The sequence below is a fragment of the Pseudomonas sp. MEJ108 genome (assembly GCF_030208985.1).
In the GTDB taxonomy this organism is placed as follows: domain Bacteria; phylum Pseudomonadota; class Gammaproteobacteria; order Pseudomonadales; family Pseudomonadaceae; genus Aquipseudomonas; species Aquipseudomonas fragariae.
In genome coordinates this window covers 88,692-109,457 of the sequence record NZ_JARVSW010000029.1, presented here as the reverse complement: position 1 = coordinate 109,457, position 20,766 = coordinate 88,692, and the positions used below count along the sequence as shown (strand labels likewise).

The 20,766-nt window shown below is 61.8% G+C and carries 18 protein-coding genes; 7 read left to right on the top strand and 11 right to left on the bottom strand.

The window, feature by feature from the left end; genetic code table 11:
• Positions 1-10: 10 nt before the first annotated feature.
• Together glyS and glyQ are read right to left on the bottom strand one after the other, a co-directional pair.
• Positions 11-2,065, bottom strand: coding sequence for a glycine--tRNA ligase subunit beta (gene glyS / locus QRN50_RS15190; RefSeq protein WP_096126722.1), 2,055 nt, complete (start codon positions 2,063-2,065; stop codon positions 11-13).
• Positions 2,062-3,009 carry a glycine--tRNA ligase subunit alpha gene (gene glyQ / locus QRN50_RS15185; RefSeq protein WP_002551326.1) on the bottom strand — a complete coding sequence of 316 codons (948 nt, stop codon included), beginning with the start codon at positions 3,007-3,009 and terminating at the stop codon, positions 2,062-2,064. Before glyQ ends, glyS begins: the two co-directional genes overlap by 4 nt.
• 80 nt (positions 3,010-3,089) lie before the next feature.
• Between glyQ and QRN50_RS15180 the strand changes: the two genes are divergently transcribed.
• Both QRN50_RS15180 and QRN50_RS15175 read left to right on the top strand, forming a co-directional pair.
• Positions 3,090-3,641 carry a DNA-3-methyladenine glycosylase I gene (locus tag QRN50_RS15180; RefSeq protein ID WP_003401445.1) on the top strand — a complete coding sequence of 184 codons (552 nt, stop codon included), beginning with the start codon at positions 3,090-3,092 and terminating at the stop codon, positions 3,639-3,641.
• A gap of 38 nt (positions 3,642-3,679) precedes the next feature.
• The gene (locus tag QRN50_RS15175; protein ID WP_003401447.1) at positions 3,680-4,567 is read left to right on the top strand and encodes a lysophospholipid acyltransferase; all 888 of its coding nucleotides are present in this window, start codon (positions 3,680-3,682) and stop codon (positions 4,565-4,567) included.
• A 220-nt stretch (positions 4,568-4,787) separates the two neighbouring features.
• On the opposite strand, the gene QRN50_RS15170 is transcribed toward QRN50_RS15175, so the two are convergent.
• From QRN50_RS15170 to def, 5 genes are all read right to left on the bottom strand, one after another.
• Positions 4,788-7,151: an FdhF/YdeP family oxidoreductase gene (locus QRN50_RS15170; RefSeq protein WP_096126630.1), complete on the bottom strand. Its 2,364-nt coding sequence runs from the start codon at positions 7,149-7,151 to the stop codon at positions 4,788-4,790.
• Positions 7,152-7,306: 155 nt separating this feature from the next.
• Positions 7,307-8,680, bottom strand: coding sequence for a Trk system potassium transporter TrkA (gene trkA / locus QRN50_RS15165; protein WP_024659693.1), 1,374 nt, complete (start codon positions 8,678-8,680; stop codon positions 7,307-7,309).
• 4 nt (positions 8,681-8,684) lie between these two features.
• Positions 8,685-10,010 carry a 16S rRNA (cytosine(967)-C(5))-methyltransferase RsmB gene (rsmB, locus tag QRN50_RS15160; protein ID WP_024639362.1) on the bottom strand — a complete coding sequence of 442 codons (1,326 nt, stop codon included), beginning with the start codon at positions 10,008-10,010 and terminating at the stop codon, positions 8,685-8,687.
• Positions 10,007-10,951: a methionyl-tRNA formyltransferase gene (gene fmt, locus QRN50_RS15155; protein ID WP_096126631.1), complete on the bottom strand. Its 945-nt coding sequence runs from the start codon at positions 10,949-10,951 to the stop codon at positions 10,007-10,009. Before fmt ends, rsmB begins: the two co-directional genes overlap by 4 nt.
• A gap of 53 nt (positions 10,952-11,004) precedes the next feature.
• Positions 11,005-11,511: a peptide deformylase gene (gene def, locus QRN50_RS15150; RefSeq protein ID WP_024651204.1), complete on the bottom strand. Its 507-nt coding sequence runs from the start codon at positions 11,509-11,511 to the stop codon at positions 11,005-11,007.
• A 125-nt stretch (positions 11,512-11,636) separates the two neighbouring features.
• Between def and QRN50_RS15145 the strand changes: the two genes are divergently transcribed.
• The 3 genes from QRN50_RS15145 (at position 11,637) to tsaC (ending at position 14,500) form a co-directional block, all read left to right on the top strand.
• On the top strand, positions 11,637-12,662 hold the full coding sequence (locus QRN50_RS15145) for a LysM peptidoglycan-binding domain-containing protein (protein ID WP_003401462.1): 1,026 nt from the start codon (positions 11,637-11,639) through the stop codon (positions 12,660-12,662).
• Between the two features lie 123 nt (positions 12,663-12,785).
• On the top strand, positions 12,786-13,904 hold the full coding sequence (dprA, locus tag QRN50_RS15140; RefSeq protein ID WP_096126632.1) for a DNA-processing protein DprA: 1,119 nt from the start codon (positions 12,786-12,788) through the stop codon (positions 13,902-13,904).
• Between the two features lie 38 nt (positions 13,905-13,942).
• Complete coding sequence (gene tsaC / locus QRN50_RS15135) at positions 13,943-14,500, top strand: L-threonylcarbamoyladenylate synthase type 1 TsaC (RefSeq protein ID WP_096126633.1); 558 nt, start codon at positions 13,943-13,945, stop codon at positions 14,498-14,500.
• A 34-nt stretch (positions 14,501-14,534) separates the two neighbouring features.
• On the opposite strand, the gene QRN50_RS15130 is transcribed toward tsaC, so the two are convergent.
• Positions 14,535-15,512 (bottom strand): NADPH:quinone reductase, encoded by a 978-nt coding sequence (locus tag QRN50_RS15130; RefSeq protein WP_096126634.1) that lies wholly within the window; start codon positions 15,510-15,512, stop codon positions 14,535-14,537.
• A 171-nt stretch (positions 15,513-15,683) separates the two neighbouring features.
• On the opposite strand from QRN50_RS15130, the gene hemF reads away from it, so the two are divergent.
• Positions 15,684-16,598, top strand: coding sequence for an oxygen-dependent coproporphyrinogen oxidase (gene hemF / locus QRN50_RS15125; RefSeq protein WP_003401477.1), 915 nt, complete (start codon positions 15,684-15,686; stop codon positions 16,596-16,598).
• Positions 16,598-17,422 (top strand): shikimate dehydrogenase, encoded by an 825-nt coding sequence (aroE, locus tag QRN50_RS15120; protein ID WP_096126635.1) that lies wholly within the window; start codon positions 16,598-16,600, stop codon positions 17,420-17,422. Before hemF ends, aroE begins: the two co-directional genes overlap by 1 nt.
• 272 nt (positions 17,423-17,694) lie before the next feature.
• On the opposite strand, the gene QRN50_RS15115 is transcribed toward aroE, so the two are convergent.
• From QRN50_RS15115 to QRN50_RS15105, 3 genes are all read right to left on the bottom strand, one after another.
• Entirely contained in the window at positions 17,695-19,263 is a 1,569-nt protein-coding gene (locus QRN50_RS15115; RefSeq protein ID WP_096126636.1) for a SulP family inorganic anion transporter, read from the bottom strand.
• Positions 19,264-19,334: 71 nt separating this feature from the next.
• Positions 19,335-19,652, bottom strand: a complete 318-nt coding sequence (locus QRN50_RS15110) for a hypothetical protein (protein WP_096126637.1) — start codon at positions 19,650-19,652, stop codon at positions 19,335-19,337.
• 167 nt (positions 19,653-19,819) lie between these two features.
• On the bottom strand, positions 19,820-20,746 hold the full coding sequence (locus QRN50_RS15105) for a choline ABC transporter substrate-binding protein (protein ID WP_024651200.1): 927 nt from the start codon (positions 20,744-20,746) through the stop codon (positions 19,820-19,822).
• Between the last annotated feature and the right edge of the window lie 20 nt (positions 20,747-20,766).

Genomic DNA, 20,766 nt, shown 5'->3' with positions numbered 1-20,766 from the left:
CGACTCCTTGTCAGCCCAGCAGCGAGATGTCGGCGACGCCGAGGAACAGGCCGCGCAAACGCGACAACAGGGCATAACGGTTGGCACGCACGTTGGCGTCTTCCGCGTTGACCATCACGGCTTCGAAGAACGCATCGACCGGCTCACGCAACATCGCCAGACGCGCCAGCGATTCGCTGTACTGACGCTCGGCAGCCATAGGCTGGATCGCGTGATCGGCCTGCTGGATGGCAGAGTACAGCGAGAACTCGTTGGCGTTGTCGAAATACTTGGGCTCGACGGTCTGGGCAATGCTGCCCTCGGCCTTGCTCAAGAGGTTCGATACACGCTTGTTCACTGCGGCCAGTGCAGCGGCCTGTGGCAGTTTGCGGAAGGCCTGGACCGCCTGGACGCGCTGATCGAAATCCAGCGCCGAAGCCGGTTGCAGGGCACGTACCGAGAGGTACACCGCTACGTCGACGCCTTCGTCTTCATAACGCGCACGCAGACGATCGAAGATGAAGTCGAGAACCTGTTCCGCCAGACCGGCCGGCTTGATCTTCGCGCCGAACTGCGCGACGGCGAATTTCACCGTTTCGACCAGGTTCAGGTCGAGCTTCTTCTCGATCAGGATGCGCAGGATGCCCAGTGCTGCACGACGCAGGGCATACGGGTCCTTGCTGCCGGTAGGCAGCATGCCGATACCGAAGATACCGACCAGCGTATCGAGCTTGTCGGCAATGGCCACCGCAGCACCGGTCAGTGTGGTCGGCAGTTCTGCACCCGCGCCACGTGGCATGTACTGCTCGTTGAGCGCCAGCGCGACATCTTCCGGCTCGCCGTCGGCCTTGGCGTAGTAGTAACCGGCAATGCCCTGCATTTCCGGAAACTCGCCGACCATCTCGCTCGACAGGTCGCACTTGGAGAGCAGACCGGCCCGCGCAGCACGCTGGGCGTCGCCGCCGATGCGCGGTGCGATGTAAGCGGCCAGTTTCGACACACGCTCGGCCTTGTCGAACACGCTGCCCAACTGCGCCTGGAACACGACGTTCTTCAGGCGATCGTTGAAGGTTTCGAGCTTCTGCTTCTTGTCCTGCTTGAAGAAGAACTCGGCGTCGGTCAGGCGTGGACGAACCACCTTCTCGTTACCGGCGATGATCTGTGCCGGGTCCTTGCTCTCGATGTTGGCCACGGTGATGAAGCGCGGCAGCAGCTTGCCGTCGACATCCAGCAGGCAGAAATACTTCTGGTTGTCCTGCATGGTGGTAATCAAGGCTTCCTGAGGGACTTCCAGGAAGCGCTCTTCGAACGAGCACACCAGCGGAACCGGCCACTCGACCAGACCGGCCACTTCGTCCAGCAGGCTTGGCGGTACGATGGCGGTGCCTTCCTGCTGGGTGGCCAGCTCGTCGACGCGTTTGCTGATGATCTGGCGACGTTCGTTGAAGTCGGCCAGTACATGAGCGGCGCGCAGGTCACTGAGGTAACCGGCAGGCGAAGAAATGCGCACGTCTTGCGGATGATGGAAGCGATGACCGCGCGAATGACGACCCGCGCTCTGGGCGAGGATCGTGCAGTCCACCACCTGATCACCGAACAGCATCACCAGCCACTGGGTCGGCCGCACGAACTCTTCCTTGCGAGCACCCCAGCGCATGCGCTTGGCAATCGGCAGGTCGTTCAGCGAGTCTTCGACGATGGTCGGCAACAGCGACGTCGTCGGCTTGCCGAGGATGGTCTGGCTATAACGCAGTTTCGGACCGCTCTGATTGATTTCGCTCAGGTCGACGCCGCACTTCTTGGCGAAGCCCAGGGCGGCCTGAGTCGGGTTGCCGTCGGCATCGAACGCGGCCTGACGCGGTGGGCCGTCGAGGTTGACGCTGCGATCCGGTTGTTGCGTGGCCAGTGCGGTAATCAGCACGGCCAGACGACGCGGTGCGGCGTAGACCTGTTTGGCGCTGTAGGTCAGACCTGCGCCTGCGAGACCTTTTTCAATACCGGCGAGAAACGCATCGGCCAGCGAGACGAGGGTCTTGGGTGGCAGTTCTTCGGTGCCCAGTTCGACCAGAAAATCTTGAGCACTCATTGCGCTGCCTCCAGCTTGGCCAACACTTCATCGCGTAGATCGGGCGGCGCCATCGGGAAGCCGAGACGGGCCCGAGCCTGCAGGTAGGCCTGAGCCACCGAACGGGCCAGCGTGCGCACGCGCAGAATGTATTGCTGACGCGCCGTCACGGAAATCGCGCGACGGGCATCCAGCAGGTTGAAGGTGTGCGAGGCCTTGAGGACCATTTCGTAGCCGGGCAATGGCAGCTCCAGCTCGATCAGGCGTGCGGCTTCGCTTTCGTAGAAGTCGAACAGCTCGAACAGTTTGTCGACGTTGGCGTGTTCGAAGTTGTAGGTCGACTGCTCCACTTCGTTCTGGTGGAACACGTCGCCGTAGGTCACTTTGCCGAACGGGCCGTCAGCCCAGACCAGATCGTAGACCGAGTCCACGCCCTGCTGGTACATCGCCAGACGCTCGAGGCCGTAGGTGATTTCGCCGGTAACCGGGTAGCACTCCAGACCACCGACCTGCTGGAAGTAGGTGAACTGCGAGACTTCCATGCCGTTGAGCCAGATCTCCCAGCCCAGACCCCAGGCGCCCAGCGTCGGCGATTCCCAGTTGTCTTCGACGAAGCGCACGTCGTGCACCAGCGGATCGAGACCGATGTGCTTGAGCGAGCCCAGGTACAGTTCCTGGAAGTTGTCCGGGTTCGGCTTGAGAATCACCTGAAACTGGTAATAGTGCTGCAGGCGGTTCGGGTTTTCGCCGTAACGGCCGTCAGTCGGGCGACGGCTTGGCTGTACGTAAGCGGCGTTCCAGGTTTCCGGGCCTACGGCGCGCAGAAACGTGGCAGTGTGGAACGTGCCGGCGCCTACTTCCATATCGTAGGGCTGAAGTACCACGCAACCTTGTTCTGCCCAGTATTGCTGGAGGGCGAGGATCAAGTCTTGGAAGGTACGCACGGCTGGCGTAGGCTGGCTCACAAATTTCACCTGTGCTGGGCTGCGATTCAAAGAGCGGGAGTATACCCGATTCGGCCGCACGTCCACTCCTTGGGAGCCCTATGACACGCTGCTTTTGGTGCAACGAAGACCCCCTGTACATCGCATATCACGATCAGGAGTGGGGAGTGCCGCTGCGCGATGCGCAGAAGCTCTTCGAGTTGCTTTTGCTCGAAGGGTTCCAGGCCGGGCTGTCGTGGATCACGATTCTCAAGCGGCGCGCGCGTTATCGCGAAGTGCTGCACGGTTTTGACGTCGAGCGCCTGGCGCAGCTGAGCGATGCCGAAATAGAGGCGCTGATGCTTGATCCGAGCATCATCCGCAACCGCCTCAAGCTCAAGGCGGTGCGCACCAATGCGCGGGCCTGGCTGGCACTGGAAGACCCGGTCGCGCTGCTCTGGTCGTTTGTCGGTGGTACCCCGAAGATCAATCACTTCAAGGATCGCAGCGAAGTCCCGGCGATTACCGCCGAGGCCGAAGCGATGAGCAAGGCACTGAAAAAGGCCGGTTTCACCTTTGTCGGCCCGACCATCTGTTACGCCTACATGCAGGCCAGCGGCATGGTCATGGACCACACTGTCGATTGCGATCGGTATGCGATCCTGAGCCGCTGACGGTTACACTACCCGCCTCGAGAATCTGGGAGTCATCTGTGGATAAGTTCAAAGGCGCCGTAATGGTCGGGGCGTTGCGATTGTTTGCGCTGTTGCCATGGCGCGCGGTGCAGTGGACAGGCACCGCGATTGGCTGGCTGATGTGGAAGCTGCCCAACCGCTCGCGGGAAGTGGCGCGGATCAATCTGTCCAAGTGCTTCCCTGAGTTGAGCGAACCCGAGCTGGAAAAACTCGTCGGCCGCAGCCTCATGGACATCGGCAAGACCTTGACCGAAAGCGCCTGTGCGTGGATCTGGCCGGCACAGAAATCGATCGACCTGGTGCGTGAAGTCGAAGGGCTCGATGTGCTCAAGGACGCGCTGGCGTCCGGCAAGGGCGTGGTCGGCATCACCAGTCACCTGGGCAACTGGGAAGTGCTCAATCACTTCTACTGCAGCCAGTGCAAGCCGATCATTTTCTATCGTCCACCCAAGCTGAAAGCCGTGGACGACCTGTTGCGCAAACAGCGTGTGCAGTTGGGCAACCGGGTGGCGGCGTCGACCAAGGAAGGCATTCTCAGTGTCATCAAGGAAGTGCGCAAAGGCGGCTCGGTGGGTATTCCGGCCGATCCGGAGCCGGCCGAATCAGCGGGCATCTTCGTGCCCTTCTGCGGCACCATGGCCCTGACCAGCAAGTTTGTGCCGAACATGCTGGCAGGCGGCAAGGCAGTCGGCGTCTTCCTGCACGCCATGCGCCTGCCGGACGGTTCGGGTTACAAAGTGGTACTCGAAGCGGCGCCCGAAGCGATGTACAGCACCGACACCGAAACCTCGGCAGCGGCGATGAGCAAAGTGGTCGAGAAATACGTGCGGGCGTATCCGAGCCAGTACATGTGGACCATGAAGCGCTTCAAGAAACGCCCGCCAGGTGAGGCGCGCTGGTACTAGAAAGGACCGGACGCGGAGCGTCCGCAACGGCGTGTCCACGCTGGAGCATGGGCACGATCGTGTTTCTGCAGACACCTATCGTTCCTCACGCTCCAGCGTGGGAATGCAGTGCGTGACGCTCTGCGTCACAAATCTGCGCCGCGCCACAGTTCTCAGGATAGAACGCGGAGCGTCCAGAACGGCATGCCCACGCTGGAGCATGGGCACGATCGTGTTTCCCTCAACTGGCCGCCGCAATCAACCCGCGTCGCTCCAGCGCCACCTGAGTACCCTCTGAACTCATCCGCACCAGGTTCACCGGGATGGATTTGGCCGCAGGGGTATTGCCGTGTTTATCCCGATTGGCCAGTGGTAGCAGGCCGTTGGTCTCCGGGTAGTACGCGGCGCAGCAACCCTGCGGCACGTCGTAGGGGATGACCTTGAAACCCGCTGCACGCCGCGCGGTGGTCGGGTCGAGCGCCGTCTGAAACTCGATGTAGTCCCCGGCCTTCAGCCCCAGGCGCTCGATGTCCTGCGGGTTGAGCATCACCACCATGCGGTCGCCAAAGATGTCCCGATAGCGGTCATCGTTGGAATACACCGTGGTGTTGAACTGGTCATGGCTGCGGATCGTCATCAACTGCAGATGCTCGGCGCCCGGCGGCGTGTCGTCTTCGTCGTAGATGCCTTCGGGAAAGAGGAAGTTGGCCTTGCCCGACTCGGTGTCCCACTTGCGCTCACTGGCGGCATTGGGCAAGCGGAACCCTCCGGGTTCGAGGATGCGCTGATTGAAGTCATAAAACTGCTCGGGTAACACTTCTTCGATCTTGTCGCGAATCCTTGAGTAGTCGCCCACATAGCTGTCCCAGTCCACCTTGGGATTGGGCGCAAGCGTCGCTTTGGCGATACCGGCAATGATCGCCACTTCGGAAATCAGATGTTTCGACGCAGGCTCGAGCATGCCGGTCGAGCCGTGCACCATCGACATCGAGTCCTCCACCGTAATGGTTTGCGCCACACCGTTCTGCAGGTCGCGTTCCGAACGCGCCACGCACGGCAGCAGAAAGGCCTTCTGGCCATGGACTGTCGCGCTGCGGTTGAGCTTGGTGTTGACCAGCACCGTCATTTTCAGACGGCTGACGGTCGGGCAGATCACATCGGTGTCCGGAATGGCACGGAAAAAATTACCGCCCATGGAAATCAGCGCTTCCACCTCGCCACGCAACAGGGCTTCGCAGGTCTCGGCCACGGCGTGACCTTTTTTTCTGGACGCCTCGAAACCGAACACCTTGCTCATGCTGGCCAGAAACGGTTCTCCGGCCTTTTCATAGATGCCCATCGTCCTGTCGCCCTGTACGTTGGAGTGTCCACGTACCGGGCAAGCACCCGCACCGAGCTTGCCGATGTTGCCGCGCAACAGCAGCAGGTTGATGATCTGCTGCATGGCGTCACCGCCGCGCTTGTGCTGAGTGATGCCCATTCCCCAGCAGCAGATGACCCCCTTCGAGCGCTTATAGACCGCCGCCACCTCTTCGATGGCCTGACGCGTCAGGCCCGAATGGCGCTCGATGATGTCCCAGGGCAACTGTCGGCAGTAATCGGCGTACTGCTCGAAGCCATGGGTGTGTTCTTCAATGAACGTCACATCGAGGACGCGTGGCAGGTGTTCACGCTGCGCCACATCGTCGGCTTCGATCACGGCCTTGCAAACGCCTTGCAGGGCGATCATGTCGCCGCCGATCCTGACCTGATGGTACTGCGAGCTGATTTCCACCCCATGCAGACTGAGCATGTCGCGCGGGTCCTGCGGCGCCGCAAAACGTACCAGCGCCCTCTCCCGCAGCGGGTTGAACGAGATGATGCTCGCGCCCCGGCGCGCGGCGGCGTGCAGCTCGGACATCATGCGCGGGCTGTTGGTCCCGGGGTTCTGGCCGATGATGAAAATCGCGTCGGCGCTCTCGAAATCCTCCAGCGTCGTGGTGCCTTTGCCGACCCCGATCGACTCGGGCAGCGCCGCGGTGGTGGTCTCATGGCACATGTTCGAGCAGTCAGGGAAGTTGGCCATGCCGTACATCCGGCCAAACAGCTGATACAGAAAGGCGGCTTCGTTCGATGTGCGCCCTGAGGTGTACAGCTCCAGCTTCCACGGGTCGCTCAGGTTGCGCAGTTCTTCGCCGATCTCGGCGAACGCCTCGTCCCAGGTGACGGGCAGGTATTTGTCACTGGCGGCGTCGTAGCGCATCGGCTCGGTAATACGGCCTTCTGCTTCCAGCTCGTGGTCGCTCCAGGTGGCCAGTTCGCTGACCGTATGCCGGGCGAAGAACTCTGGAGTCACGCGTTTCTTGGTCGATTCCCAGGCCAGTGCCTTGGCACCGTTCTCGCAGTATTCAAAGGTGTGCGGCTTCTTCGGGTCCGGCCAGGAGCAGCTGGGGCAGTCGAAGCCGCCAGGCTTGTTCATGGACATCAGCGTGCGGTTGCCCTTGATCAGCACATGCTGGTGCAACAGGTGCTTGTTGACCGCACTGAGCGCGGGCCAGCCACCCGCCGGTGTACCGTCGGTCTGTGATCCTTGAAGCGGGGCCGGGGAATTTTCCGATTCGGACATGGGGTGTGTTCTCTCTCACTAAAGCCCGTGAAGGCATGATGCTCGTGTGTCTGAGATACACGGGCTCAGAGAGAATTCGTCCGAGTCGACGAGCGTTGCCGACAGGGCCGGCCGGCAAGAGGTTCAGTCAGGGTCATGCCCTGTTCAGCAGCGGTTCAGAAAAAGCTCAGGCCGACCTGGAACAGCCGCTCGACATCGCGAATGCACTTCTTGTCCACAAGGAACATGATCACATGGTCACCGGATTCGATCACCGTGATGTCATGGGCAATGAGCACTTGTTCGTCGCGGATCACTGCGCCGATTGCCGTACCGGTCGGCAGGTTGATGTCCTTGATCGCACGGCTGACGACCTTGCTGGATTTCGAGTCGCCGTGAGCGACGATCTCGATGGCTTCGGCTGCACCGCGTCGCAGCGAATGCACGCTGACGATATCACCGCGGCGCACGTGGGCCAGCAGCGTGCCGATGGTTGCCAGTTGCGGGCTGACCGCAACGTCGATTTCACCGCCCTGCACCAGGTCGACGTAGGCCGGGTTATTGATCAGCGTCATCACCTTGCGTGCGCCCAGACGCTTGGCCAGCAGCGACGACATGATGTTGGCTTCATCGTCGTTGGTCAGCGCCAGGAACAGGTCGGTGTTGCCGATGTTTTCTTCCAGCAGCAGGTCGCGGTCCGACGAGCTGCCCTGCAGCACCACCGTGCTGTCCAGGTGTTCCGACAGATAGCGGCAGCGCGCCGGGCTCACTTCGATGATCTTCACCTGATAGCGGCTTTCGATGGCTTCAGCCAGACGCTCGCCGATGTTGCCGCCGCCGGCGATGACGATACGTTTGTAGTTCTCGTCCAGGCGCCGCAGCTCGCCCATCACGGCGCGAATGTCAGCCTTGGCGGCAATGAAGAACACCTCGTCGTCGGCCTCGATGACCGTGTCGCCATGCGGCAGTATCGCCCGGTCGCGGCGATAGATCGCCGCGATGCGCGTTTCGACATTCGGCATGTGCGCTCGTAGCTGACGCAGCGGCTGACCGACCAGCGCGCCGCCGTAGTAGGCTTTGACCGCGACCAGTTGCGCTTTGCCTTCGGCGAAGTCGATCACCTGCAGCGCACCGGGGTACTCGATCAGACGCTTGATGTAGTTGGTGACGACCTGCTCCGGACTGATCAGCACGTCGACCGGGATCGCGTTTTTATCGAACAGGCCTGCGCGTGTCAGGTACGCCGCTTCACGGATGCGCGCGATCTTGGTCGGCGTATGGAACAGCGTATGGGCCACCTGACAGGCAATCATGTTGGCTTCGTCGCTGCTGGTCACCGCGACCAGCATGTCGGCGTCGTCCGCGCCGGCCTGACGCAACACCGCCGGGTAGGAGCCCTTGCCCTGCACGGTGCGGATGTCCAGGCGGTCGCCCAGATCGCGCAACCGGTCGCCGTCAGTGTCGACCACGGTGATGTCGTTGGCTTCGCCCGCCAGATGCTCGGCCAGCGTACCGCCTACCTGCCCTGCACCCAGAATGATGATTTTCACGCGCTTACTCCCGCGCCGACGCGATCTTGATCAGTTTGGCGTAGTAGAAACCGTCGTGGCCGCCTTGCTGGGCCAGCAGCTGGCGACCATGGGCTTGCTTGATACCCGCGGGCGGCTGTCCGGCCTGCCCGGCGATGTCCAGCTCTCTGGCCCCGGAGGTACGCGCCAGAAACGCCTCGATGACGTCGGTGTTTTCGGTTGGCAGCGTCGAGCAGGTCGCGTACACCAGCATGCCGCCTACCTGCAGCGTAGGCCACAACGCGTCGAGCAGCTCGCCCTGCAAGGCCGCCAGCGCGGCGATGTCATCTGCCTGGCGAGTCAGTTTGATGTCCGGATGCCGACGAATCACGCCGGTCGCCGAGCACGGTGCGTCGAGCAGGATGCGCTGGAACGGTTTGCCGTCCCACCACTGCGCGGTCTCGCGGGCGTCGGCTGCAATCAGCTCGGCATCCAGCCCCAGGCGATCGAGGTTTTCACGCACGCGCACCAGACGCTTGGCTTCCAGATCCACCGCCACCACGCCGCTCAGTTGCGGCTGCACTTCCAGCAAGTGGCAGGTCTTGCCGCCCGGCGCGCAGCAGGCATCGAGTACCCGTTGCTCGGGGGCCAGTTCCAGCAGGTCGGCGGCCAGTTGCGCGGCTTCATCCTGCACGCTGATCCAGCCTTCGGCAAAACCGGGCAGCGAGCGCACATCGCACGGCTCGGCGAGGACGATGCCGTCCTGGCTGAAGATGCACGCGCTGGCTTGCAGGCCGGCAGTGTCGAGCAGTTCGAGGTATTGATCGCGACGGTGATGGCGTCGGTTGACGCGCAAGATCATTGGCGGGTGCGCATTGTTGGCCGCGCAGATGGCTTCCCACTGTTCCGGCCAGGCGGCTTTCAAAGCTTTCTGCAGCCAGCGCGGGTGGGCGGTACGCACCACCGGGTCGTGTTCCAGCTCGATCAGCAGCGCCTCGCCGTCACGTTGCGCATTGCGCAGCACGGCGTTGAGCAAGCCTTTGGCCCACGGCTTTTTCAATTTGTCGGCGCAGCCCACCGTTTCGCCAATCGCAGCATGGGCCGGAATGCGGCTGTAGAAAAGCTGATAAAGGCCGACCAGCAACAAGGCTTCAACGTCGGCGTCGGCGGCCTTGAAGGGCTTTTGCAGCAGCTTGGCCGCCAGTGCCGACAGGCGTGGCTGCCAGCGCGCGGTGCCGAATGCCAGGTCCTGCGTCAGGCCACGATCACGCACCTCGACCTTGTCCAGTTGAGTCGGCAACGAGCTGTTCAGCGAGGCCTTGCCGCTGAGTACGGCAGCCAGTGCCTTGGCGGCGGCCAGACGCGGGTTCATTGGCCCAGCACCGTGCCGATGGCAAATTTCTCGCGGCGGCTGTTGAACAGGTCAGTGAAGTTCAGCGGCTTGCCGCCCGGCAATTGCAGACGGGTCAGGCGCAGCGCGTTCTGCCCGCAGGCGACGATCAGGCCATCCTTGCTGGCGCCGAGAATCGTCCCCGGCGCGCCCTGCCCTTCGGCCAGATCGGCGGCCAGGACTTTCAGGGTTTCTTCGTTCAGCGTGCTGTGACAGATCGGCCAGGGGTTGAAGGCGCGGACCAGGCGTTCAAGCTCATCGGCCGGACGCGTCCAGTCCAGGCGTGCTTCGTCCTTGTTCAGCTTATGGGCGTAGTTGGCCAGGCTGTCATCCTGAACCTCGCCGACCAGCGTACCGTCCGCCAGACCGGCAATAGCCTGCAACACAGCAGGCGGACCGAGTTCGGCCAGGCGATCATGCAGCGTGCCGCCCGTGTCCTGCGCGGTAATCGGGGTGACCGCCTTGAGCAGCATCGGCCCGGTGTCCAGCCCTGCTTCCATGCGCATCACGGTCACGCCGCTCTCGGCATCACCGGCCTGCACCGCGCGCTGAATCGGCGCCGCACCGCGCCAGCGCGGCAGCAGCGACGCATGGCTGTTGATGCAGCCCAGGCGCGGAATATCCAGCACCACTTGCGGCAGGATCAGGCCGTAGGCGACGACCACCATCAAATCGGGTTGCAGCGCTGCCAGTTCGGCCTGCGCGTCGGGATCGCGCAGTGTGGGCGGTTGCATGACCGGTACGTCATGTTGCAGCGCCAGTTGCTTGACCGGGCTGGGCATCAGCTTTTGTCCACGACCGGCCGGGCGATCGGGCTGGGTGTACACGGCGACGATCTGGTGAGGGCTGTCGAGCAGGGCCTTGAGGTGTTCGGCGGCGAATTCCGGGGTGCCGGCGAAGACGATGCGCAGTGGCTCAGTCATGGAGTTCTCATTATAAAAAAAGGCCTGTTCAGGCCTTTTGGGGTAACGACGGATCAGGCGTTGAGCTTGTGCTGCTTTTCGAGCTTCTTCTTGATCCGGTCACGCTTGAGGTTGGACAGGTAATCGACGAACAGCTTGCCGTTCAGGTGATCGCATTCGTGTTGAATGCAGGTCGCGAGCAGCCCTTCGGCCACCAGTTCGTAAGGATTGCCGTCACGGTCCAGCGCCTTGACGCGGACCTTTTGCGGACGGTCGACGTTCTCGTAGAAGCCCGGCACCGACAGGCAGCCTTCCTGATACTGGTCCATTTCATCGGTCAGTTTTTCGATTTCAGGATTGATGAAGACCATCGGTTCGCTGCGGTCTTCGCTCAGGTCCATGACGACCACGCGCTTGTGGACGTTGACCTGAGTCGCGGCCAGGCCAATACCTGGCGCTTCGTACATGGTTTCAAACATGTCGTCGACCAACTGGCGAATGCCGTCGTCTACCATCGCCACAGGTTTGGCGATGGTGCGCAGGCGCGAATCGGGAAATTCGAGGATGTTTAGAATGGCCATATACGTAAGAGCTGCACTGTTAAGGTAAAGTCAATGTTGGGTGCCGGGCCCGGGAGTTCAAGGCAGGCAGCCCAGGACAGGACTCTAGGGTTCGCGTGAGGCAACATGATAAAGGGATTCACCGCATGAGGAAATCACTACTCGCCCTGCTGCTGCTGACCGCCAGCGGTCTTGCGCAGGCGCAAGTGCAACTCAGGGAAGGCTATCCACAGAGCTACACCGTTGTCGCCGGGGACACACTCTGGGACATTTCCGGCAAGTTCTTGCGTGAACCGTGGAAATGGCGCGAGATCTGGCGGGCCAATCCGCAAGTCCATGATCCTGACCTGATCTACCCCGGTGACACCCTCGCGCTAACCTGGGTCGATGGTCAGCCGCGCGTGACGCTCAATCGGGGCCAGTCGCGTGGCACCATCAAATTGTCACCGCGTGTGCGCAGTACGCCAATGGTCGAGGCCATTCCGAGCATTCCGCTGGGCGCGATCAACGCCTTCCTGATCAACAATCGGATTGTCGACAGCGCCGAGCAGTTCGAAAAAGCCCCCTACATCGTTGCGGGCAATGCCGAGCGCGTGCTCAGTGGCAACGGTGATCGCGCCTATGCACGGGGCGCGCTGGACCCGGCGCACAGCGTCTATGGCATCTTCCGTCAGGGCAAGACCTACGTCGATCCCAAGACCCAGGAAGTGCTGGGGATCAATGCCGATGACGTCGGCAGCGCCGAGGTGGTTGCCACCGAGGGTGACGTCTCGACCCTGATTCTGCAGCGCTCCACACAGGAAGTGCGTCTGGGCGATCGTTTATTCAGCAGCGAAGAGCGGGCCATCAACTCGACGTTTCTGCCCAGCGCTCCGCAGGCGCCGATAGACGGTTTGATTCTGGATGTGCCACGCGGCGTCACCCAGGTCAGCGTGCTGGACGTAGTCACGCTCGACAAGGGCAAACGCGACGGGCTGACCGAGGGCAACGTGCTGGCGATCTACAAGACCAGCGAGACCGTGCGCGACCGGATCACCGGTGAACAGGTAAAAATCCCCGACGAACGGGCCGGCCTGCTAATGGTTTTCCGTACCTACGACAAGCTTAGTTACGCCTTGGTCCTGCAAGCCAACCGATCTTTGGCCATCATGGACAAGGTTCGCAACCCGTAGACGCATGTTTCAGATCTGACACGGATTTGTGCGACGAACCAGACACTTATCAAATTGTTGTCAACAGAGTTATCCACAGGTTTGTGCATCCCTCGGGATGCACGATGGATCAGGGACGATCTCATGCCATTGTTCGAAAATGCCCCCTCTTCGCCCGCAGAGCTGGAAGCGCGTTTGCGCATGCACCGCTTGCCCGAGATAGGGCCGAAACGCTTTTCCAGACTGATCGAAGCCTTCGGTTCGGCCTCGTCGGCGCTCAGTGCGCCGGCCAGCGCATGGCGTGCGCTGGGTATTCCTGGTGCCTGTGCCGAGGCGCGTCGTGACCCTACCGTACGTGATGGCGCCAGTGCCGCATTGGCCTGGCTGGAGCGTCCGGCCCAGCATTTGCTGATGTGGGACGACCCTGGCTACCCCGCATTGCTGGCGCAGATCGCTGATCCACCGCCGCTGATCTTCATTGCCGGCGACCCTTCGATCCTTGAGCGTCCGCAGTTGGGAATGGTCGGCAGTCGCCGCGCCTCGCGCCCCGGGCTGGACACCGCCAGCGCTTTCGCGCGCAGCCTGGCGGCTGCCGGTTTTGTGATCACCAGCGGCCTGGCGCGGGGTATCGACGGCGCCGCGCATCAGGGCGCATTGGATGTCGGGGGGCTTACAATCGGCGTGCTTGGCACGGGGCTCGAAAAACTTTATCCACAGCAGCACCGCGCCCTCGCCGCGCAGATCGCGGCACAGGGCGGCGCAGTGATTTCCGAGTTCCCGCTGGACGCCGGACCGCAGGCCAGCAACTTCCCTCGGCGTAACCGAATCATCAGCGGCCTGTCGCTTGGCATACTGGTGGTCGAGGCCAGTGTCGCCAGCGGCTCGTTGATTACCGCGCGGCTGGCCGCCGAGCATGGACGGGAGGTGTATGCGATACCCGGCTCGATTCATCACCCTGGCGCCAAGGGCTGTCATCAGTTGATACGCGACGGCGCGACACTGGTCGAGACCGTCGAGCACATTCTTGAAGGCCTGCAGCACTGGAAACGTGTTGCGCCCAGCGTCGACCCCGTCACGCCTGCGAAGCCTGCCCCTTGCGATCATCCTTTATTGGCGCTGCTGCACGCCGCACCGCACACCAGCGAGGGGCTGTCGGTGTCATGCGGCTGGCCATTGCCCAAAGTATTGGCGGGCCTGACCGAGCTGGAACTGGACGGACGCATAAGCTGTGAAGCAGGACGATGGTTCGCCAGAGCGCCCTGAGGTTAAACTGCCCCCAGGATTCAGTGGAGAGACAAACAATGGTCAGCAGTTGGCGAGTGCGACAAGCCGCTCAGGATATTCGAGCAGGTGCGGTGATTGCCTACCCGACCGAGGCAGTCTGGGGGCTGGGGTGCGATCCGTGGGATGAAGAAGCGGTCTATCGTCTGCTGGCGATCAAGTCACGGCCGGTGGAAAAAGGCCTGATCCTGATTGCCGACAACATTCGCCAGTTCGACTTCCTGTTCGAAGACTTCCCTGAACTGTGGCTCGACCGCATGGCCAGCACCTGGCCGGGGCCGAACACCTGGCTGGTACCGCATCAGAACCTGCTGCCCGAGTGGATCACCGGCATTCACGAAACCGTGGCGCTGCGTGTTACCGATCACCCGACTGTGCGTGAACTGTGCGCGCTGGTCGGCCCGTTGATCTCCACTTCGGCCAACCCGGCGGGTCGACCGGCTGCGCGTTCGAGATTGCGCGTTGAGCAGTATTTCCGCGGGCAGATCGACGGGGTTCTCGGCGGCAGCCTGGGTGGGCGTCGAAACCCCAGTGTGATACGGGACATCGCGACCGCGCAGATCGTGCGCGCCGGCTGACGCTGGCGCACACATCGCATTCAGGGGCAGACGATCAAGGAATCAGAATGGTCGAGCCAGTGGTGCGCCGGGCCGACAGCTCGGTCTGCGCCTTGGCGGCGTCCTTCAGGGCGTACTGCTGAATGCCGTCGACCTTGATTTTGCCGCTGGCAAGCATGTCGAACAGTTCGTCAGCCATGGCCTGCAGGTTCTGCGCATTGTTGGCGTAAGAGCCCAGCGTCGGACGGGTGACATACACCGAACCCTTTTGCGCCAGAATCCCGAGATTCACGCCCGAGACCGGCCCGGACGCATTGCCGAAGCTCACCACCAGCCCGCGTGGTGCCACGCAGTCGAGCGACGTCAGCCAGGTGTCCTGGCCCACCCCGTCGTAGACCACCGGGCATTTCTTGCCGTCGGTCAGTTCCAGCACGCGCCTGGTGACGTCTTCGTGACTGTAATCGATGGTTTCCCAGGCACCCAGCGCCTTGGCGTGCGTGGCCTTCTCCGGCGAACTGACCGTACCGATCATTTTGGCGCCCAGCGCCTTGACCCATTGGCAGGCCAGCGAGCCCACACCACCCGCAGCGGCATGAAACAGAATGATCTCGCCCGGCTTTACCTCATACGTCTGACGCAGCAGATACTGCACCGTCAGGCCCTTGAGCATCAGGGCTGCGGCCTGCTCGAAGCTGATCGAGTCAGCCAGCTTCACCAGATTCGCTTCAGGCAGCACGTGCACTTCGCTGTACGCCCCCAGCGGCCCGGTGCCGTAAGCGACACGATCACCGACCTTGAAGCGCGTCACCTCGTCCCCCACCGCCTCGACCACCCCCGCCCCTTCGGCACCGAGGCCGGAAGGCAGCGACGGCGCCGGATACAGCCCGCTGCGGTAATAGGTATCGATGAAATTCAGGCCGATGGCCTTGTTACGCACCACCACCGCCTGCGGCCCCGGAGCCTCCGGCTCGAAATCGACATATTCAAGAACCTCGGGTCCTCCGACAGTGCTGAACTGGATACGCTTTGCCATGTGCTCTCTCCTTGATGGTTAAAACAAGCTGCGAAAGCCCCCATCGGACTCCTTCCCCGGACCTTCGTCAACTGCCAGCCCGCGCCGCCGATGGTATGCTACGCGCCAATTTGCCTGCGCCTCTTTTGCTGCGGGGGCTCAGCCGTTTGACGTCAGCCGTAAGGGATCCTCATGAGTACCCGTACCGAGGCCGTAAAAGCCTACCTGCTCGACCTGCAAGACCGTATCTGCACTGCGCTTGAACAGGAAGATGGCAGCGCACACTTCATGGAAGATGCCTGGACGCGTCCGGCGGGCGGCGGTGGTCGCACGCGGGTGATCGAGAATGGCACGGTCATCGAGAAAGGCGGTGTCAATTTTTCCCATGTTTTCGGCAGCAATCTGCCGCCGTCTGCCAGCGCTCATCGGCCTGAACTGGCCGGGCGTGGTTTCGAGGCGCTGGGCGTTTCGCTGGTGATCCATCCGCACAACCCGCACGTGCCGACGTCCCACGCCAACGTGCGCTTCTTCATTGCCGAGAAAGAAGGTGAAGAGGCCGTCTGGTGGTTCGGTGGCGGTTTCGACCTGACGCCCTATTACGGCGTCGAGGAAGACTGCGTGCACTGGCACCGGGTTGCCGAGCGCGCCTGTGCGCCCTTCGGTGAGGATGTCTACCCGCGCTACAAGGCCTGGTGCGACAGTTACTTCCACCTCAAGCATCGCGATGAACCGCGCGGCATCGGTGGTCTGTTTTTCGATGACGTGAACCAGTGGGATTTCGACACCAGCTTCGCCTTCATCCGCGCCATCGGTGATGCGTTCATCAATGCCTATCTGCCGATCGTGCGGCGGCGCAAGGCGGCGGCCTATACCGTGCAGCAGCGTGAGTTTCAGGAATTCCGTCGTGGTCGCTACGTCGAGTTCAACCTGGTGTATGACCGCGGCACGTTGTTCGGTCTGCAATCGGGTGGGCGTACCGAATCGATCCTCATGTCGCTGCCGCCGCAAGTGCGCTGGGGTTATGACTGGAAGGCCGCGCCGGGCAGCGAAGAAGCGCGCCTGACCGAGTATTTCCTGACCGACCGCGACTGGCTGGCGGAAAACTGATGGACCGGTACGTCGTCTTCGGTAATCCCATCGGCCACAGCAAGTCGCCGTTGATTCATCGCCTGTTTGCCGAGCAAACCGGGCAAACGCTGGATTACCAAACCTCGCTGGCACCGCTGGACGATTTCACCGCGTTTGCCCAGGCGTTTTTCCAGGCCGGGCGTGGCGCCAACGTCACCGTGCCGTTCAAGGAACAAGCCTGGCGCCTGGCCGACAGCCTGACCCAACGTGCGCAGCGCGCCGGGGCGGTCAACACCCTGAGCAAGCTCGACGACGGAACTCTGCTGGGCGATAACACTGACGGTGCGGGGCTGGTACGCGATCTGACGGTCAATTGCGGGCGCAGCCTGCGTGGTCAGCGCATTCTGTTGCTGGGCGCAGGCGGTGCGGTGCGTGGCGCGCTGGAGCCGTTGCTTGCGCAACAGCCCGCTGCGTTGGTGATCGCCAATCGTACGGTCGAGAAAGCCGAGCGGCTGGCGCAGGAGTTCGCCGACCTCGGGCCGGTATTCGCCAGCAGCTTCGACTGGCTTGAAGAGTCGGTGGACGTGATCATCAATGCCACCTCTGCCAGCCTGGCCGGAGAGCTGCCACCGATTGCGCCCAGCCTGATCCAGCCGGGAGTGACCTTCTGCTACGACATGATGTACAGCAACGAGCCTACTGCTTTTTGCCGTTGGGCCACCGAGCACGGCGCAGCGCAGGCGGTGGATGGTCTGGGCATGCTGGTCGAGCAGGCCGCAGAAGCCTTCCTGCTGTGGCGCGGTGTGCGTCCGGATTCAGCGCCTGTATTGGCGGAGTTGCGCAGATTGCTGGCTGCGGGTTGATCGGCTATCTGCGGACTATCGTGCCAATGCTCCGAGTTATACACAAGTCCGCTTTTGATTCTGGCCGAAGGCCGTGGGAGCGAACCGGGCGACGCTTCGCTTGTTCGCGAAGGCGGTATTTCAGATGATGTATTTTTGGCGATTATACCTGCCCTTTCGCGAACAAGCGAAGCGTCGCCCGGTTCGCTCCCACGCCCTCCGGGCAGAAGCCAAATCTACGGGCTTATCGGGACCTTTGTAGAACGCAGAGCGTCGCGGCGATGAGTTACAACTCAATCCTCAAACAGAATCGGGCAATTCTCCGCCCCTTCCAGCTTGTGCAGTTCTTCGATTACCTGCGGCCTGGCATTGCGCAGGACCAGCACTCTGCCCTGCCGGCCCAGACGTCTGGCTTCCTGATGAAGCATCTCCACGCCTGAGTAATCGATGAAGTTGATCTGCTGCGCATCGATCACCACTCGCACACCTTCGGTACGTTGCAGGCGGGTTTGCAGGTAGTGGCTGGCGCCGAAGAAGATCGATCCGCCGACCCGCAGGACCTCCTCGTCGCCCTCGCGCCATTGCTGGACGCGCGGTTGCGAGGTGCGCTTGAGGTAGAAAAACAGCGAGGCAAGTACACCGGCGTAGATCGCGGTTTGCAGCTCCAGCAGCAAGGTGGCCAGACAGGTCAGCGCCATCACGAAAAACTCGGCGCGGCTGACGCGGAACAGCGCCCGAATGCCGCGGCGATCCACCAGCCCCCAACAGATCAGCAGGATTGAGGCGGCCATGGCCGGGATCGGAATGTGCGATATCAACGAGGCACCGGCGACCGCGAACAATGCCACCCACAACGCAGAAAACACACCCGCCAGCGGCGAGCGCGCACCAGCCTCGTAACTCAATGCCGCCCGGGTAAAAGACCCGGCTGACAGGTAGCCGGAGAACAGCGAGCCGACCATGTTCGACAGCCCCTGGGCACGCACCTCCTGATTGGCATTGAGCATCTGCTGCGAACGAGCCGACAGCGAGCGGGCAATCGACAGGCTGTTGACCAGCCCGAGCATGCCCACCGCCACGGCGGTCGGCAGCAGCTTGAGGATCAGTTCGAGGTCCAGCGGCAACGGGCTGAAGGGCGGCAGATGGCCGACGAAGGCGCTGACCACACGGACATGGCCGAACATCGCCGGCCACAGCCACACCAGCAGGCTGCTCGACACCAGGGCGATCAACAGCGTCGGCCAGCGAGGCACCAGAAGCTTGAGTCCGATACCCAGCGCCAGGGTCAACAGACCGAGCATCAGCGAAGACAGATCGACTTCACGCCAATGCTCAAGCACGGCGCTCAGGCTTTTGAGGGCGGTGGTCTGACTTGGCAGATCGATGCCCAGCAGATTGGGCATCTGCCCCAGCGCAATCACCACCGCAGCGCCCAGCGTGAAACCCAGCACCACCGAATGCGAAACGAAATTCACCAGCGCACCGAAGCGCATCATCCCCAGCAACAGTTGAAACACACCGGCGATGAAGGTCAGCAGCAGGATCAACATGATGTAGTCCTGACTGGCCGGGACGGCGAGCGGACTGACACTGGCATACAGCACGATGGATATAGCGGCAGTCGGCCCGCAGATCAGGTGCCAGGACGATCCCCACAGGCAGGCCACGAGGACTGGAACAATCGCAGCGTACAGACCGTACTCAGGCGGCAGCCCGGCGATCAGTGCGTAAGCGATGGATTGCGGCAGCGCCAGAATGGCGCCACTCAGGCCCACCAGCGCATCACGCCCGACGCTGGCGCGATTCTGCTGCGGCAGCCAGGCGAGAAAGGGTAGAAATTTATGGCGATTGAGCCAGCGCATCGGTCCCTCATGTTGGATGGGTCACTGCATCACGGCGTCAGACCGTTTCTGCCCGGAGCCGCGAGCGAACGCTAGTTCATGGCGTAGCATTTCGAGGTGGCGACGTTCGTATCTGACCCGGTTCCAGCACCTCTGAGCATGCAGATAACATAGTGTTTCTTGTTCTTGAGGGTCACTACCGGACCAATGTCTGCCACGTACGAAGAAACGACCGTTGCTCCTGCGTTGAGCATCTCTTCCATAGAGACATTGACGGCCTCCAGCCTGGTCGGATATTCCAGCGCGTTTCCAGGCACTTTGGCGCTGGTTTCTGGTGGCCAGCTACCCGCAGAGGCAAAGGATGCGCTCAGAATCAGGGCCAGCGAGAGGGGTATAAGTGACCTTTTCATACTGTTCTCCAGAGTTAGCGGATAGGCCGCACGGCAGTCTAGTGGTTTGTCCCCGTTCGTTGGTTCCTTATTGCTATTCCAGAATGACGCTTCGGAGCGCTAATAATTGCTGAAAAAACCGGCGCAGTGGAAACTCCTGACGCCGGGTCACTACTTAGCGTCGAGGCCTACAACTTCGCCTTCACCGCTGCCAGCCCGTCCTTGCCATCAACCGTCTTCACGCCCTCCAGCCACTTTTCCAGCACCGCCGGGTTGGCCTTGATCCAGGCCTTTGCCGCCTCGCTGTTGCTGACCTTCTTGTTGACCACCTCGGCCATGATGCTGTTTTCCATGTCCAGGGTGAAGCTCAGATGGGTCAGCAGCTTGCCGACGTTCGGGCAGGCTTGAGCATAACCTTTGCGGGTCAGTGTAAAGACCGAGCCGGTGTCACCAAAGTATTTCTCGCCGCCCTTGAGGTAGTGCATGCCCTTGATCTGCACGTTCATCGGGTGCGGCGTCCAGCCGAGGAACACCACAAAGGCCTTTTTCTTCACGTTGCGATTGACCTCGGCAAGCATCGCGGTTTCGCTGGATTCCACCAGCTTCCATTTGCCCAGATCGAATTCGTTCTTCTTGATGATCTCCTGCAAAGACAGGTTGGCAGGCGCGCCAGAACCGATGCCATAGATCTTCTTGTCGAACTTGTCAGCAAATTTGCTCAGGTCGGCAAAGTCATGCACACCGGCATCCCAGACGTAATCCGGCACGGCCAGGGTGAATTCGGTGCCCTCCAGGTTTTTCGCCAGTTGCGTCACATCGCCGGTGGCCACGAACTTGTCGTAGAAGCCCTGCTGCGCCGGCATCCAGTTGCCCAGAAACACATCCAGCTTGCCGTCTTTCAAACCGCCATAGGCGATCGGCACGGCCAGGGTATCGACCTTGGGCGTGTAGCCCAGACCTTCGAGTACCACGCTGGTAATGGCGTTGGTGGCCGCAATGTCACTCCAGCCGGGATCGGCCATCTTCACGGTGCTGCAACTGGCGTCCTCTGCCTGTGCTGCAAGGCTGCCGAGGGTCATGACCGCGACCGCAACGGCTGTGGATAACTTCTTCATTGATGTACCCCTTTGGTTTT

Excerpts from the sequence above, each read along its gene's own strand:
- glyS (WP_096126722.1), bottom strand. The coding sequence starts at position 2,065 with ATGAGTGCTCAAGATTTTCTGGTCGAACTGGGCACCGAAGAACTGCCA.
- QRN50_RS15180 (WP_003401445.1), top strand. The coding sequence starts at position 3,090 with ATGACACGCTGCTTTTGGTGCAACGAAGACCCCCTGTACATCGCATAT.
- QRN50_RS15170 (WP_096126630.1), bottom strand. The coding sequence starts at position 7,151 with ATGTCCGAATCGGAAAATTCCCCGGCCCCGCTTCAAGGATCACAGACC.
- rsmB (WP_024639362.1), bottom strand. The coding sequence starts at position 10,010 with ATGAACCCGCGTCTGGCCGCCGCCAAGGCACTGGCTGCCGTACTCAGC.
- fmt (WP_096126631.1), bottom strand. The coding sequence starts at position 10,951 with ATGACTGAGCCACTGCGCATCGTCTTCGCCGGCACCCCGGAATTCGCC.
- def (WP_024651204.1), bottom strand. The coding sequence starts at position 11,511 with ATGGCCATTCTAAACATCCTCGAATTTCCCGATTCGCGCCTGCGCACC.
- QRN50_RS15145 (WP_003401462.1), top strand. The coding sequence starts at position 11,637 with ATGAGGAAATCACTACTCGCCCTGCTGCTGCTGACCGCCAGCGGTCTT.
- dprA (WP_096126632.1), top strand. The coding sequence starts at position 12,786 with ATGCCATTGTTCGAAAATGCCCCCTCTTCGCCCGCAGAGCTGGAAGCG.
- tsaC (WP_096126633.1), top strand. The coding sequence starts at position 13,943 with ATGGTCAGCAGTTGGCGAGTGCGACAAGCCGCTCAGGATATTCGAGCA.
- QRN50_RS15130 (WP_096126634.1), bottom strand. The coding sequence starts at position 15,512 with ATGGCAAAGCGTATCCAGTTCAGCACTGTCGGAGGACCCGAGGTTCTT.
- hemF (WP_003401477.1), top strand. The coding sequence starts at position 15,684 with ATGAGTACCCGTACCGAGGCCGTAAAAGCCTACCTGCTCGACCTGCAA.
- aroE (WP_096126635.1), top strand. The coding sequence starts at position 16,598 with ATGGACCGGTACGTCGTCTTCGGTAATCCCATCGGCCACAGCAAGTCG.
- QRN50_RS15115 (WP_096126636.1), bottom strand. The coding sequence starts at position 19,263 with ATGCGCTGGCTCAATCGCCATAAATTTCTACCCTTTCTCGCCTGGCTG.
- QRN50_RS15110 (WP_096126637.1), bottom strand. The coding sequence starts at position 19,652 with ATGAAAAGGTCACTTATACCCCTCTCGCTGGCCCTGATTCTGAGCGCA.
- QRN50_RS15105 (WP_024651200.1), bottom strand. The coding sequence starts at position 20,746 with ATGAAGAAGTTATCCACAGCCGTTGCGGTCGCGGTCATGACCCTCGGC.